General features: G+C 33.1%; 17 protein-coding genes. 10 read left to right on the top strand and 7 right to left on the bottom strand.

The window, feature by feature from the left end:
- Positions 1 to 49: 49 nt before the first annotated feature.
- Both GKZ86_RS07720 and GKZ86_RS07715 read left to right on the top strand, forming a co-directional pair.
- Positions 50 to 967 carry a type IX secretion system membrane protein PorP/SprF gene (locus GKZ86_RS07720; RefSeq protein ID WP_154782534.1) on the top strand — a complete coding sequence of 306 codons (918 nt, stop codon included), beginning with the start codon at positions 50 to 52 and terminating at the stop codon, positions 965 to 967.
- Between the two features lie 10 nt (positions 968 to 977).
- On the top strand, positions 978 to 2,900 hold the full coding sequence (locus GKZ86_RS07715) for an OmpA family protein (protein WP_154782533.1): 1,923 nt from the start codon (positions 978 to 980) through the stop codon (positions 2,898 to 2,900).
- Here GKZ86_RS07715 and GKZ86_RS07710 read toward each other — a convergent pair.
- From GKZ86_RS07710 to GKZ86_RS07695, 4 genes are all read right to left on the bottom strand, one after another.
- The gene (locus GKZ86_RS07710; protein ID WP_154782532.1) at positions 2,895 to 3,086 is read right to left on the bottom strand and encodes a hypothetical protein; all 192 of its coding nucleotides are present in this window, start codon (positions 3,084 to 3,086) and stop codon (positions 2,895 to 2,897) included. The two genes, GKZ86_RS07715 and GKZ86_RS07710, sit on opposite strands and share 6 nt — an antisense overlap.
- Positions 3,087 to 3,210: 124 nt before the next feature.
- Complete coding sequence (locus GKZ86_RS07705; protein WP_154782531.1) at positions 3,211 to 4,131, bottom strand: AraC family transcriptional regulator; 921 nt, start codon at positions 4,129 to 4,131, stop codon at positions 3,211 to 3,213.
- Between the two features lie 3 nt (positions 4,132 to 4,134).
- On the bottom strand, positions 4,135 to 4,914 hold the full coding sequence (locus GKZ86_RS07700; RefSeq protein ID WP_154782530.1) for an SDR family oxidoreductase: 780 nt from the start codon (positions 4,912 to 4,914) through the stop codon (positions 4,135 to 4,137).
- 110 nt (positions 4,915 to 5,024) lie between these two features.
- A complete protein-coding gene (locus tag GKZ86_RS07695) occupies positions 5,025 to 5,393 on the bottom strand; it encodes a helix-turn-helix domain-containing protein (RefSeq protein WP_154782529.1) in 369 nt (122 codons plus the stop codon).
- Between the two features lie 159 nt (positions 5,394 to 5,552).
- Between GKZ86_RS07695 and GKZ86_RS07690 the strand changes: the two genes are divergently transcribed.
- The 8 genes from GKZ86_RS07690 to GKZ86_RS07655 all read left to right on the top strand — a co-directional run bounded on the left by GKZ86_RS07690 (position 5,553) and on the right by GKZ86_RS07655 (position 13,246).
- Complete coding sequence (locus GKZ86_RS07690) at positions 5,553 to 6,512, top strand: Gfo/Idh/MocA family protein (protein ID WP_194632499.1); 960 nt, start codon at positions 5,553 to 5,555, stop codon at positions 6,510 to 6,512.
- 215 nt (positions 6,513 to 6,727) lie between these two features.
- On the top strand, positions 6,728 to 8,428 hold the full coding sequence (locus GKZ86_RS07685) for a T9SS type A sorting domain-containing protein (RefSeq protein ID WP_154782527.1): 1,701 nt from the start codon (positions 6,728 to 6,730) through the stop codon (positions 8,426 to 8,428).
- Positions 8,429 to 8,438: 10 nt separating this feature from the next.
- A complete protein-coding gene (locus GKZ86_RS07680) occupies positions 8,439 to 9,059 on the top strand; it encodes a Crp/Fnr family transcriptional regulator (RefSeq protein ID WP_154782526.1) in 621 nt (206 codons plus the stop codon).
- A gap of 95 nt (positions 9,060 to 9,154) precedes the next feature.
- Positions 9,155 to 9,559, top strand: a complete 405-nt coding sequence (locus GKZ86_RS07675) for an ester cyclase (protein ID WP_154782525.1) — start codon at positions 9,155 to 9,157, stop codon at positions 9,557 to 9,559.
- A 204-nt stretch (positions 9,560 to 9,763) separates the two neighbouring features.
- Positions 9,764 to 10,333 (top strand): Crp/Fnr family transcriptional regulator, encoded by a 570-nt coding sequence (locus GKZ86_RS07670; protein ID WP_154782524.1) that lies wholly within the window; start codon positions 9,764 to 9,766, stop codon positions 10,331 to 10,333.
- 130 nt (positions 10,334 to 10,463) lie between these two features.
- On the top strand, positions 10,464 to 11,258 hold the full coding sequence (locus tag GKZ86_RS07665; RefSeq protein ID WP_228526572.1) for a type 1 glutamine amidotransferase domain-containing protein: 795 nt from the start codon (positions 10,464 to 10,466) through the stop codon (positions 11,256 to 11,258).
- Positions 11,259 to 11,415: 157 nt separating this feature from the next.
- Complete coding sequence (locus GKZ86_RS07660) at positions 11,416 to 11,721, top strand: putative quinol monooxygenase (protein ID WP_154782523.1); 306 nt, start codon at positions 11,416 to 11,418, stop codon at positions 11,719 to 11,721.
- Positions 11,722 to 11,851: 130 nt separating this feature from the next.
- Positions 11,852 to 13,246: an aldehyde dehydrogenase family protein gene (locus GKZ86_RS07655; protein ID WP_154782522.1), complete on the top strand. Its 1,395-nt coding sequence runs from the start codon at positions 11,852 to 11,854 to the stop codon at positions 13,244 to 13,246.
- A gap of 74 nt (positions 13,247 to 13,320) precedes the next feature.
- On the opposite strand, the gene GKZ86_RS07650 is transcribed toward GKZ86_RS07655, so the two are convergent.
- From GKZ86_RS07650 to GKZ86_RS07640, 3 genes are read right to left on the bottom strand one after another with little or no spacing between them, the layout of a single operon-like run.
- Positions 13,321 to 13,689, bottom strand: coding sequence for a nuclear transport factor 2 family protein (locus GKZ86_RS07650; RefSeq protein WP_154782521.1), 369 nt, complete (start codon positions 13,687 to 13,689; stop codon positions 13,321 to 13,323).
- Positions 13,682 to 14,173, bottom strand: coding sequence for a thioesterase family protein (locus GKZ86_RS07645; protein WP_154782520.1), 492 nt, complete (start codon positions 14,171 to 14,173; stop codon positions 13,682 to 13,684). Before GKZ86_RS07645 ends, GKZ86_RS07650 begins: the two co-directional genes overlap by 8 nt.
- 54 nt (positions 14,174 to 14,227) lie before the next feature.
- Positions 14,228 to 14,809: a TetR family transcriptional regulator gene (locus tag GKZ86_RS07640; RefSeq protein WP_154782519.1), complete on the bottom strand. Its 582-nt coding sequence runs from the start codon at positions 14,807 to 14,809 to the stop codon at positions 14,228 to 14,230.
- Positions 14,810 to 14,811: the final 2 nt, after the last annotated feature.

The following is a 14,811-nucleotide window of genomic DNA, read 5'->3' as shown; positions in this document are numbered from 1 at the left end:
AATAGCAGTAATTGTAAATAATACGAATCGAAAAATAAACTGAAATGCTATGAGAACTACATTATTTACACTCGTCATTACCTTATCAACTATTGCCGGTTTCGCGCAACAGGATTCACAATTTACGCAGTATATGTACAATACCATAAACATAAATCCGGCTTATGCAGGTTCTCGTGGAGCTTTGAGTATTTTTGGTTTATACAGAACACAATGGGTTGGTCTTGATGGCGCGCCTGAAACCAGTAGTTTTTCAATAAATACGCCTATAAATAACAGCAATTTGGGAGTTGGTCTTTCTTTGGTCAATGATAAAATAGGACCAACGAATGAGAATAATTTATCTCTTGATTTTTCATATACAGTTCAGACATCTGCAAATTTTAAACTTTCGTTCGGAATTAAAGGAACAGCGAATTTATTCAACTTAGATATTAGCAAACTAAATCCTGAAGATCAGGGCGATCCGCAATTTCAGGATCTTGATAATAAATTTTCTCCCAATGTTGGGGCAGGCGTATACTGGCATTCTGATAAAGCTTACATAGGATTATCGGTTCCTAATTTTATTGAAACCAATCGTTATGACGACAATGATATAGCGATTTATAAAGATAAAATCAATTATTATTTAATGGGAGGGTATGTCTTTAATTTAGATCGTTACGAGTATTACAAATTTAAACCTGCAGTTCTTGCCAAAATGGTCGAAGGAGCACCGTTGCAAGTAGATATTTCAGCCAATTTTATGTTTGTAGACAAATTTGTTTTGGGCGCTGCGTACAGATGGAGTGCTTCTGTAAGTCTAATGGCGGGTTTTCAGATTACTGACGGATTGTATATAGGATATGGTTACGATCGTGAAACCACGAAACTGAACAATTATAATTCAGGATCGCATGAGATATTCCTTCGTTATGAATTTATCAAAAATACAAGCAGAATGAGTAGCCCACGTTTCTTTTAAAATAGTGATTATGAAAAGTTATATATTTTATTATCTCGCAATTGTCAGTGTTTTTTCAGTGAACAGTTTTGGTCAGCAATCAAAAATTAACAGTGCTGATAAAAGTTATGATCGCTATGCATACATTGATGCTATTAAAGTATATGAAAAAGTAGCAGAGAAAGGATATAAGTCTGAGGATTTGTTTAAAAAGCTGGGCAATTCGTATTATTTTAATTCAGAATATGAAGCCGCTGCAAAATGGTACGGAGAGTTATTTGCGATGAATACTGCAGTTGGGCCTGAATATTATTATCGATATGCCCAGTCTCTGAAATCAAGCGGACAATTAGATAAATCTACTAAACTTATGGCTGAGTTTAATGATAAATTTAAAGACGATAACAGAGGAAAGCTCTTCAAAGAAGATGTCAATTATCTGGAACAAATTAAATTAAATTCAGGACGTTATAAAATTGAAGATGCCGGAATTAATTCAAAATATTCAGATTACAGTACTTCTGTATCAAATAACAAAGTGTATTTTGCTTCTGCGAGAGATACCGGAAATTTTTCTAAACGAAAACACAAATGGACAGGAGAATATTTTACCAATTTATATATCGCCGATGTTGATTCCGTTAAAGTTGAAAAATTCAAAACCGTTTTAAATTCAAAATTTCATGAAGCTGCGGCTGTTTTTACAAAAGATGGCAAAACAGTTTACTTTACCAGAAACAATTACGTTAACGGAAAAAAAGGGAAAGATGATAAAAAAAATACGCTGGTAAAAATTTACAAAGCCAGTCTCGAAAACGGAAACTGGACAAATATAACAGCGCTTCCTTTTAACAGCGACAATTACAGTACAGCGCATCCTGCACTTAGTCCTGACGAAAAAACGTTATATTTTGCATCAGACATGCCCGGAACTTTGGGACAATCTGATATTTATAAAGTGAGTATTAATAGTAGCGGAGGTTATGGAACTCCGATAAATTTAGGAAAACCGATAAATACAGAAGGCAGGGAAACCTTTCCGTTTATCACCAGTGAGAACGAAATTTATTTTGCCTCAGATGGTCATCCCGGACTTGGAGGATTAGATGTTTTTGTTGCGAAACTAGACAATGACGGAACCGTAAAAAGTATTTACAATGTTGGAAACGACATCAATTCATCAAAAGACGATTTTGCTTATAGCATTGATCCAATTTCAAGAAAAGGATATTTTAGTTCGAATAAAGACGGAGGAAAAGGCTCTGATGATATTTACAAGTTTTTGGAAACTAAAAAACTAAAATGTATTCAGGAATTAAACGGAATTATTACAGATGCTGAAACGGGAATTATTTTGCCTCAAACTAAAGTTACTTTATTTGAAAATGAAATTCAAAAAAACAGTACCATTTCTGATTTTGCAGGATCTTATAGTTTTCCTGTAGAATGTGGTACAACGTATAATGTCAGAGCAGAAAAAACAGATTATACGACCAAAGAAGTCAATATTTTTATTGGTAAATTAACAGGGAAAACAAGTTTGCCAATAGCGCTTGATAATTCAAAATGCAAAGTCACAATTGGTGATGACTTAGGGAAATGTTTCGGTATAAAAATGATTTATTTTGATTTGGACAAATCTAACATTCGTCCGGAAGCTGCTGTCGATTTAGAAAAAATATTAGAAGTATTACAAGAGAATCCAACAATGAAAATTGATATTCGTTCGCATACCGATAGCCGTCAAACGCGCGATTATAACGAAGCATTATCTGGTCGCAGAGCAAATGCAACTATAAAATGGCTCATTAATAACGGTATCGACGTAAGTAGATTAACCGCTAAAGGATATGGAGAAACCCAACTTTTAAACGGATGTGTTGATGGCGTAAAATGCACAGAAGAACAACATCAAATAAACAGACGAAGTGAGTTTATTATTACCGCTTTATAAAATCTCATTTTCAGGCAAAACACAATCGTTTTGATCCGTTGAGGTATCGCAGGTTTTTTCATCCCAATCGCCCCAATCACCTATATAGGCTTTTCTATATATTAAGTCTGTAGTCTCTGCTACGTAAATGGAACTGTGAACACATTTACCATAATTTTCATCAGCAGAATTTTTTGTATTTTCCATTATGATAAAGTTTTAAATTATTTTAGATATGCAAAAATAGAGCAACAATCAAATAAAAACTTATATATAAATATTCATTTGTTATAAAATTCACATGTGTTAAAATATTCTGATAATCAATTACTTAGTTAAAGGAATTTCGAAACTCCAATGGAGTCAGACTAGTTTTGGTTTTAAAGAATTTGCTAAAAGATTGCGGATGTTCAAAACCTAATTCATACGCGATTTCGCTAGCCGATAAATTTGTAGTTGAAAGCTTTAATTTTGCTTTTTCAATAACTTTTTGATGAATGTGCTGTTGCGTATTTTGTGCCGTTAATACTTTTAATAATTCACTTAAATAATTGGGCGACACATTGAGTTTTTCTGCAATTTCATTCACCGTTGGCAAACCTTTAGAATGTACTTTTTCGTTATCAAAATAATCATTTAAGATAATTTCTAAATTTTCTAAAATCTTATGATTTGCCTTTCTTCGGGTAAGAAACTGGCGTTGATAAAATCTTTCAGCGTAATTTAGTAAAACTTCGAGTTGTGCAATAATGATGTCGTGACTAAATTTATCAATATTAGAATGATATTCCTGCTGCACATTTTGGATAATATTATCAATAACAGCTTCTTCTTTTTGGGAAAGAAATAAAGACTCATTTACGGAATAATTAAAAAAGTGATACTTCTTGATGCTTTTTGCCAGAGTAGTATTCCAGATAAAATCAGGATGAATAAGTAATAACCATCCTGAATGTTCTGATACGGCGTTTTGATCTATTTCTACTTTTAAGACTTGTCCCGGAGCCAGGAAGAACATAATTCCTTCATCGAAATCATATTCTTGCTGTCCGTATAAAAGTTTAAAATTCAAACCTCTTTTAATAGAAATAGAATAAAAATCAAAAATTGCACTAATTGGATTATTTTCATGCGAATGCTGCACTTTTGCATAATCAACAATACTGATGAGCGGGTTTTCCGGCTGCGGAAGTCCCATTAATCGATGAAATTCCGTGATGGTTTTAATGTGCAATTGTTTTGATTGTGCCATGTTTTATACTTGTTTGGCTTTTGCCTTTTCAATTGTTTTATCCATAAAATTCAAAATGAAATCTGGCGCTAATCTGCTCATAAATTTTAACACTTTGGCAAGACCAGGCTTTATTTCCATTTTGTTTTTTAATATTCCTTCAATGGCAATTTGTACCATTTTATCGACCTTCATATTCTGTTTACTGTCAACAAGCCCTTCAAAAGGATCACCCAAAGAAGTTTCTGTAGCAGGCGGAGCAAGTTCAAAAACCTTAATATTTGTTTTCTTCAACTGAAGCCTTAATACCTGCGTATAAGCATGAATTCCTGATTTTGCGGCACTATAAATAGGTGAAACAGGAAAAGGAACAAATGCCAGACCAGATGATACATTTACAATCGCAGCCGTATTTTTTGTTTTTAAATGCGGTAAAAATTGGTGAACCATTCTAATTGTTCCGGACAAATTAATTTCTATTTCGCTGGTAATATTTTCCAAATCCATACTAGTATCCTGCAAGTCTAAATTACGCATAATTCCGGCATTATTGATAATAATATTCAACTCGGGAAATTGTTGAATAACTTCTTTATAAAGCTTTTCTATTTCTTTTGGTTGACTAACATCACTCTGAAAAGTGTGAATATTTGGAAATTGTTTTTTTGCTTTCTCTAATTTATCAGGATCGCGTCCGGTTATAATAATATTTCTAACCTCTTTTTTAGTAAGTTGACGAACAAATTCAAGACCAATTCCGCTTGTTGCTCCAGTAATTAAGATTGTAGTTCCTTTTAATTCCATTTTATCTTTTTATTATTTATTTTAATAATTCAAAGGTAAAATGGTGCAGAAAAGCAATTGTAGTGAAAACCACTTTTGCTGTAGTCAAAATCAGGTTTATAATCTGATTTTTAAGTGCGGTGTTTTAAAAAACAACCAAAATTTCTCAACGCAATAATAACCGGAATAATACCTTTTCCGCTTTCTGTAAGGCTGTATTCTACTTTTGGAGGCACAACCGGATAAACAGTTCGATGAACCAGCCCGTCATTTTCAAGATCTTTAAGCTGATTACTCAATACTTTTTCAGAGATAGGACCCAATTCTTTTCTCAGTTCAGTATAACGTTTAATCGGGTTTAATGACAATCTGTAAAGAATAAGGATTTTCCATTTACCACTAATACTTTTGTTCGCAAGTTCAACGTGGCAGGAAAAAAATGCATCACCATCGGTGTAGTTTTCCTCAACTGTATTTTTTTCTAATTTATTTTCGTTCATAACGATCTAATTTTCTACAAATCTAACCAATATGTTCATACCTAACCAAATGGTAAGTACTTTTCCAGACCAAAGCTTACCGCTACATTTGCTTCCTTAACACGGTTTAAATCAAATAAAAACCGATAAATTTTAGAAAATATGCTAAAAATGGGAATTATGAGTACGGCGAATGTTTCGCGCTCATTCATAGAAGTTTTAAAAGGTTCTTCAACAATTAAAATTACGGCAGTTGCAAGTCGGAACCTGGAAAAAGCACAATCATTTGCAGAAGAATTTGATATCGAAAAAGCATACGCTTCTTATCAGGAATTGCTTGATGATCCTCAATTAGATGCTGTTTATATTCCGCTTCCAAATTCGATGCACGCAGAATGGGTTGTCAAAGCAGCAAAGGCAAAAAAACATATTTTATGCGAAAAACCAATTGCTTTAACAGTCGAAGATGTAAAGAAAATGTATGAAGAAGCCATAAAAAATAATGTCTTTTTAATGGAAGGTTTTCCGTATAAGTTTCAGCCACAAACTATTTTAATGCTGAAAATGATACAAGATGGAGAGATTGGTGAAATATCACAAATTTATGCTGATTTTGGATTTACTGTTGATGATGCAGAAAACAATATCCGCTTAAAACCGGAACTTGGCGGTGGCGTTATGTGGGATGCGGGAGCTTATCCCGTAAGTATTATACGTGCAATTACAGGTCAAAATCCAAACGAAATAATTGCCTTTGGGAAATTTAATGATCAGGATTTAGACACTGCTGTTGCTGCGATGCTGAGGTTTGAGAATGGAATAACCGCGCAGTTGAATTGTAATTTTGATGCTGCTCCACATCGTTACGTTCGTGTAATTGGATCAAAAGGAATTATTGCTGCGGGTTATAATAATATGACAAAACCAAACACAGCTTTTATTGAAATTAAAAAAGGTTTAGACTGGAATTATGAATTAGAGAAAATTGAAGTTCCTTTTGGCAGCGGTTTATTTTTTGAGGCAGAAGCTTTTGCAGATCATATTCAAAATTATACCAAAGAAAAACAGGTTTTAATGATGAATGAATCGATAGATAATACGTCGACCATTTTGAATATTTTGGATGTCATTAAAAAATAATAATCACAGAATGAATTATCAATGAATGTGTAACTGGATTGATTTCTAAATCTAATGCAAAAACAACTGCTAATGCCAATTAAAGCAGTTGTTTTTTCAGACATGCAAAGTTGATTTATGCACTTTTATTTTAATCTTTAATTAATACATTTGGCTTACCAAATCTCTAACCTAACGTCAACCCAAATGGCGTTGCTAAAAAAGGAAAAAAGAAAATGAATAGAAAAACAATAATTTTGATCTTTTGCGTTTTGTCTAATTTTTGTTTCGGACAAACGAATTATTATGTTGCCGCAACGGGTAATAATACGAATTCCGGTTCTGTTGCTTCGCCTTGGAAAACAATACAATACGGATTAAATCAATTGTCGGCCAATGGAATTTTAAACGTTTTTCCGGGAACTTATTCAGAAAAGATTACGATTTCGAAAAGTAATATTACTTTAAAAAATTATTCAGAAACAATTCCTGTTATTGATGCAACAGGAATAACAACTCAAGATGCTATTCTTGCAATCAACAATAAAAGCAATGTTACTATTGATGGTATTGAGCTTCAAAATAATATTCAAAATACGGCTCAGGGAATTTTAGTTGAAGGAAGTGGTGATAATATTATAATTAAAAACTGTAAAATACACGATATTCATTTTTCATCTAATGTAAATGCCGTTGTAAACGAAAATGTAAATGCGCAGGGAATTATAGTATTTGGAACAAACGGAACCACAGCAATTACAAATTTAAAAATACAAAATAATGAATTGTATAATTGCAGATTAGGTTACAGCGAAGGAATTGCTGTTAATGGAAATGTAAACGGGTTTGAAGTCACTTATAACAATGTTCATAATCTTACCAATATTGGTATCGATATTATTGGTCACGAAGGCACTTGCCCAACTCCTGCAAACGATCAGGCAAGAAACGGACTTGTTAAAAATAATACTACTCATCACTGCATTGCATCGTATTCAACATCCGGAGGAATTTATATAGACGGTGGAAAAAACATAACAGTTGAAAACAATACCTCGTATCATAATGGTTACGGAATAGAAGTTGGATGCGAAAAAATTGGTCAGACTACTGATGGAATTATTATTAGAAATAATGTTTTTTACGACAATCAAATTTGTGCCTTAGCGATGGGAGGATTCGATTATCCGTCAGGTTCCGGAAAAGTTATCAATTCTTCTTTTAAAAATAATACCTGCTATTTTAATGATTACAGCAATTCAGGTAATGGAGAATTATATCTTTCTTATAGTGAAAACAGTAGTATTGAAAACAATATTTTTTATACCCAAACCCAAAATATTTTAGCCTACGCAGAACTAACACAACCGGGTTTAAATTTCAATTACAATACATTTTTCTGTCAGGGAGGTACAACAAAATTGATAGCAGACTGGAACGGAACACAATATACAGGATTCGCTTCTTTTTTATCAGGAACAAAAACAAACTCAAATTCAATATTTACAAATCCTCAATTAGCGAACGCTAGTATCACAAATCCTGATTTTCATCTTCTAACAAATTCTCTGAGTAAAAATGCAGGAAATCCAGCTTATATTGTCGCCAATACCGAAACAGATTATTATAACGAATTAAGAATTGAAGGGGGAAGAATTGATTGTGGAGCAGATGAGTTTGGAACTACCTTAGGCTTGGAAGTTGATGAAATACAGGTTTCAAAATTCAATATTTATCCAAATCCGGCAACAAATTTTATCAATATTAATTCTGAAATAAAGGTTGATAAATACCAAATTTTTAGTATCAACGGACAAAAACTTCTGGAAGGATTTGAAATAAATAAGATTAATATTTCGGGATTGAATTCAGGAATGTACTTTATAAAGTTTGAAATTGATAATAAGAGTTATGTATCGAAAATAATAAAAAGATAACTCAGGAAAAATGGCAATACAAAAGCTAATAACACATTTAAACAGCTATCTTCCTTTAAACAGCGCAGAAGTTGAAGCAGTTACAGAAAGAGTAACTGTAAGAAAAATTAAGCGAAGACAATTCATTTTACAGCAAGGTGATTGGTGCAGGCATTATAATTTTATTGTTAGTGGATGTTTTAAAATGTACAGCGTTGATACTATGGGCAAAGAACATAATATTCAGTTTGGTGCAGAAAATAATTGGCTTACCGATCTGGCCAGTCTTCATTCTATAAAACCGGCTGATTTTAATAAACCATATGCCGGAAAACCAAGTAAATTATATATTGAAGCAATAGAAGAATCTGAAATAATTCAAATTGAGCTCAAAGATTTAGTGTTTCTGTATGAAAACCATCCTAAATTTAATATCATATTCAGAGTAATCGTCGAAAATAATTTTGTCGAACTCCAAAATAGGGTTTTGCAAAACATAAGCAGTACTAGTGAAGAAAGATATCTCGCTTTTTTAGAGCATTATCCAAATCTTTCAAACCGACTTCCTAATACGCAAATAGCTTCCTATCTGGGTATTACTCCTGAATTTTTGAGTACTATTAGAAAAAATATATCTACAAAACAGTCATAATCTTAAACTATCTTAAGGGTATTTCTTTAAAACCCTTATTGGTAGACCATTAAGAGTCTGCCTAAGTTTGAATTATCATTTTAAAACAATAGATAATGACAACAGTAGAAAAAAACAAACAATTGGTAATTAGGTTTAACCAGGAATTTTTTGAATCAGGAAATACAGCAATCACAAACGAACTTTTAGCAGATGTTTTTGTAAACCATACCGCACCGCCAAATGCTCCCACTGATGCAACCGTAATGATTCATTTCGTGGTGGGGTTTCATAAAGGTTTTTCAGATGTTTCCGTACAAATTCATGAAGTATTGGGAGAAGAGGACAAAGTATCTTTAAGAAAAACAATAACAGCAATCCATACCGGAGAATTTATGGGCAAACCAGCTACAGGAAAAAAAGTAGAAATGAATGTTATTGAAATTGATATAGTAAAAAATGGAAAAATAACAGACCACTGGAGCAAAAATGATTTTATGCAGGTCGTGCAAGGACTCTAAAATATTTTAGAGAAATCTACAATCAAAAATCAAAAAACAGACAAAGCTTTGCGTCACGAGGCTTCGGGATGTGTTTTGAGCACACATCAATAAATAAAATCTTAGATCACTTTGCGGTAAAATCCATCCCAAACAATCTAAAATCTAAAATCAGAATTCTAAAATTAAAAAACCTTCTATCTTTGAAAAGGTAAAAAACAAACGATGGAAAAACTAAGGAAACATATTGAAGAAATCATACCAATTACTGATGAAGAGTTTGAATCTATAAAGCCTTTTTTTACGATAAGAAAGGTATTAAAAAATCAATATCTGATTCAGCAAGGTGATGATGCTAAATATGAATACATCATTATGAGCGGTATTTTTAGAGTTTTTTATCTTGATGAAGACGGAAAGGAACATATTGTGCAATTCGCTACAGAAAATTGGTGGATGTCTGATTATATCGCGTACTTCAATCAAAAGCAGGCAAATATGTATGTGGTATGTATGGAGCCGGGAGAAGTTTTGTGCCTGACACTCGATGGCAGGGAAAAACTTTCTGTTACGCTTCATAAAATGGAACACTTTTTTAGAATGAAACTTACCAAAGGTTTTATGGCGCTTCAGCAAAGAGTTATTTCATTACTTTCTAATAATCCGCAGCAGCGCTATAAAGAATTTGCAGATTTATATCCAAATCTGATGCAAAAAATTCCAAAAAAATATATAGCGGAATATCTTGGAGTTAGCCGCGAAACCCTCAGCAGGCTTTACTCCAACAACAAATAACATAAACATTAATGTTCAAAGTGTGATTCTCGTCACACTTTTTTTGTGACTTTTCTCCTCGTATTGAGGAGTAGTGCTGACATAAATTTGCCCTATAAATAATTCATTAACAACCTAAAAATTTATAGAAATGAAAAAACTTATGATTCTAACAGCGGCAATTGCCTTTTTTTCTTCTTATGCACAAAATCAAAAAGAAAACACATCAGTAAAGCAAAAAACAACACTTAAAAACGAAACAAAAATGAACAAGAAAATCTTAATTATCGTATCGAATGCCAATACAATTGGACCAAATAACAGAAGAACAGGAACTTTTCTTCCTGAAGTAGCGCATCCTTATGCCGAATTCGACAGAGCAAATTACCAAATAGATTTTGCCAGTTTAACCGGAGATACTCCTTATTTAGATGCACTTAATCTTGCAAATGATCCTGATAATCTTGCCTTTCTAACAGGAAAAGGATGGGAAACAATGCAGAAAGCCGTAAAACTATCAACGGTTGATGTAACTAAATACGATGCCGTTTTTGTGCCAGGTGGATTAGCGCCAATGGTTGATATGCCGGAAAACGAACTTTTGAAAAAAGTTATTAAAGAAACTTACGAACGTAATGCCGTTGTTGGAGCTGTCTGTCACGGCCCTGTGTCTTTATTAAATGTAAAACTAAGCAACGGAACTTATCTTGTAAATGGTAAAAATATTACCTCTTTTACAGATGAAGAAGAAAGAGGTTACGCTATAGCGGATGTACCTTTTTTATTAGAAACTGCATTGACAAAACAAGGAGCAAAATTTCACGCTGCGGCAGTATGGTCAGCTCATAGTATTGCAGATGGTAATTTGGTTACAGGACAAAACCCTGCATCTGCAAAAGGTGTAGCCGAGAAAATGATTGTAATTTTAGAATCTGCTAAAAAATAATAATCACAATCTTGTCATCCCGAGGAACGAGGGATCACACTATCCCGAAGCTTCGGGACGCAAACTAAATCCACAATCTTTGTCGAGCTTCTATGTAACTCCTCGTTCCTCGGGATGACAAGATTGGGTAAAACATAATAACTAAAAAAAAATCAAAATGGAAAATCAAAACCCAGTTCATGTTTTTGCTACATGGAAAGTAAAAGAAGGTCAGGTTGAAAACGTTTTACAATTACTAAAAACGGTACATCACGAAAGTATCAAAGAAAATGGAAACCTGTTTTATAAAGTTCACCAAAGCAATTCTGATGCAAATACAATCATTTTATTTGAAGGATATATTAGTGAGGATGCAGTAACACAACATAGAAATTCACATTATTTTCAAGATTTAGTTTTGGGACAAATTGTTCCTTTATTAGATAATAGAGAGATTGTTTTAGCGACTCCTTTAAATTATTAATTTTCCATATTGTGGAATAAGAGGTTGTAATCATCAATAATTTGAACTAAATTTAAGGAACAAATCTTAATGAAACGGGATTAAAACGTGAATACATAGTTTTAATCCCGCTTCTTAAAAAGAAAACATTATGCAAAAGACGACAAAAATAGTATTCCCATACGATCAGAGTTTGGTAAAAGAATTGCCTTTAATCGATAAAAATGATATTGAAAAGATATTGAATACCGCGCAGCAATTATTTAATGATCAATCGAATTGGATTCCTGCTTTTAAAAGAATTGAAATCTTAGAAAAAGCAGCTTCGATAATGAATGACAGAAGCGAAGAGTTGATACATTTAGCGATAAGTGAAGGCGGAAAACCGTATAAAGATTCAAAAGCAGAAATACTAAGAGCCATCAAAGGCGTAAAATTAGCAGCTGAACATATATCGCAAATAAAAGGAGAACAAATCCCGATGGGACTTACGGAAGCTTCTTTAAACAGAATTGCTTTTACGACCAAAGAACCTATTGGCGTTGTGGTTGCTGTAAGTGCCTTTAATCATCCGTTAAATTTAGCGGTGCATCAAATTGCAACTGCAGTTGCTGCGGGTTGTCCGGTAATTTTTAAACCGTCAAGCAATACGCCATTATCAGGTCTTGAACTGGCTGCTATTTTAAAAGAAGCGGGTTTGCCCGAAGGTTGGCTGCAAGTGGTTTTGTGTGATAACGAAACGGCAGAATTGCTGGTTACAGATTCGAGAGTAAATTTCTTGACTTTTATTGGTTCTGCAAAAGTAGGCTGGTCGTTAAAAAGCAAATTGTCTCCTGGAACACGCGCTGCATTAGAACATGGAGGCGCTGCGCCGGTAATTGTAGAAAGTGATGCCGATTTTAGCGAAATGATTCCGGATTTGGTAAAAGGTGGTTTTTATCACGCAGGTCAGGTTTGTGTTTCGGTTCAGAAAGTGTATGTAAATCAGGAAATTTGTGATCGTTTTGTAGAACAATTTTCTGAAGCAACCAATAAATTAATTGTCGGAAATCCGTTTGATAAAAATACAGATGTAGGTTCGCTTATTACACCAAAAGAAGTTGATCGTGTTGAAGAATGGGTTAATGAAGCAATTGAAAAAGGCGCTAGATTAATTACAGGCGGAAAACGTATTTCTGATACAACCTTTCAGCCAACAGTTTTGTTTAATCCGTCAGAAGATTCTAAAGTTTCAACGAACGAGATTTTTGGTCCGGTTGTATGCATTTATCCTTTCACAGATAGGGAAGAAGCGATAAAAAAAGCAAATGCGTTGGAGGTACATTTTCAAGCCGCTGTATTCACAAAAAATATAGATATTGCTTTGGATGCTACTAAAAAATTAAACGCGACTGCTGTTATGGTGAATGATAATACAGCTTTTAGGGTTGATTGGATGCCGTTTGGCGGAAGAGATGCTTCTGGTCTTGGAATGGGCGGAATCTCGTATACTATAGATGAAATGACAAGAGAAAAATTGATGGTTTTTAAAAGTAAAAATTTATAATTATTTAAAGAACTTGAACTTAAAATGTGCCTTTGGTTGCTAAAACTGAAGGCACATTTTTTATATTAATAAAGTTATATACCAGTAAGCTGTTTGGGATCGTAAAAAAACTTTTCTGTTTTTATAAGCTCGCCTTCCCATTTTTGATACGCAATTTCTTCAATTTCAGAAACAGTTCCGTTTTTCCATTCAAATCTAAAAAACCATTGAATCACAACATGATCGTCTTGTATAAAATACGGACGAATGCATTTGGATACTAATGACTTGACTTTTAAAAGCGTATTTTTTTCATTGGCAACAAGATTATCTCTGCCTACTCGTGGTTCCGATTGATTTTCTTGTATGGAAGCATCAATCGTATAAAATTTTTCAATTGCTTTATCATGTTCGTTAGATTCGACCATTTCGATAAATTGTTCGATTGTTTCTAATTTAGGCATAAGTTCCGGTTTTTAATTTTTGAATAATTGCTAAAAATCTATTCTCAAAAATAGTTTGATCGACAGGTATAACAACGGATTGAAATAGTTGCATTAAATCATCAGAGTGATTTGCCGTTTTTTGGGTTTGTATGTTATAATGAATAAACTTTATCCATAAAATTGCCTTTAATTCTGTTTCATTTTCATTCCACATTTTCATTTCAACCAACAATAGATTATCCGTATATTGAATCAACTGAGATTCAATTAAAACTGTTTCCATCGTAAAAGCAGGTTTCAGATAATTTATTTGATTTGATGCTACAACCCAGCTCAAACCTGTTGTCTTCATAAATTTAAAGATATCAAGGTCATAGTTTTCAGCAATTTGATCTTCACGTGCATTAATAAAATAGTCTAAATACTTTGAGTTGTTTAAATGATTGAAAGGATCACAATCCTGAAATCTGATTTTTCTTTTGGTTTTTAATATTTTTTCCATTTTCTGAATGTATTATATCAAATACCGATCGGTATCTGACGGGTTAAAAAATTTTTATTTCCTGATGCTGGCAATTATTGTACTATCTATAAAGTCCATTGCATTATCTATGTATGTTGGATCATTATGGGTAAATGCCAAAAGTGAGCTTCCCTCGATTAATGATAAAATGATTTTTGCATATTTAACGGGATCAGTATTTTGTTGAATTTCATTATTGACAATTCCTTCGTTAATAATATTGGTTAAACCGACAGTAAATTTTTGAGATAAATTTTGTGCTGCTTTAAACAATAACGGATTAATAAATTTTGTGTCAACTCCTGCTCGCAACATCGGGCAGCCGCCTCTGTCTTTTACCAAATCATAATAGTTGCGCTGATAATTTGTTATCGTATGAAGTTTATTTATACTGCCTTGTTGAGTAGTAATTAGTTTGAATAAAGGCGTTATGGCTAAGTTTATATTCAATTGAAATGCCTTTAATGCCAAATCTTCTTTGTTATCAAAATTGCAGTAAATCGCACCTTTTGTAAGTCCGGTCGCATTTGTTATATCAGTCAGGCTCGTTCCAACATAACCTTGTTTGTTAAAAATTGGAGCTACTTTATTTAATATAATTTCAGAAGTGTTCATGA

Origin of the sequence: Flavobacterium sp. LC2016-13, from assembly GCF_009707955.1 — a bacterium.
In the GTDB taxonomy this organism is placed as follows: domain Bacteria; phylum Bacteroidota; class Bacteroidia; order Flavobacteriales; family Flavobacteriaceae; genus Flavobacterium.
The sequence above is the reverse complement of the archived record's forward strand: the minus strand, read 5'-3'. Positions and strand labels throughout refer to the sequence as shown.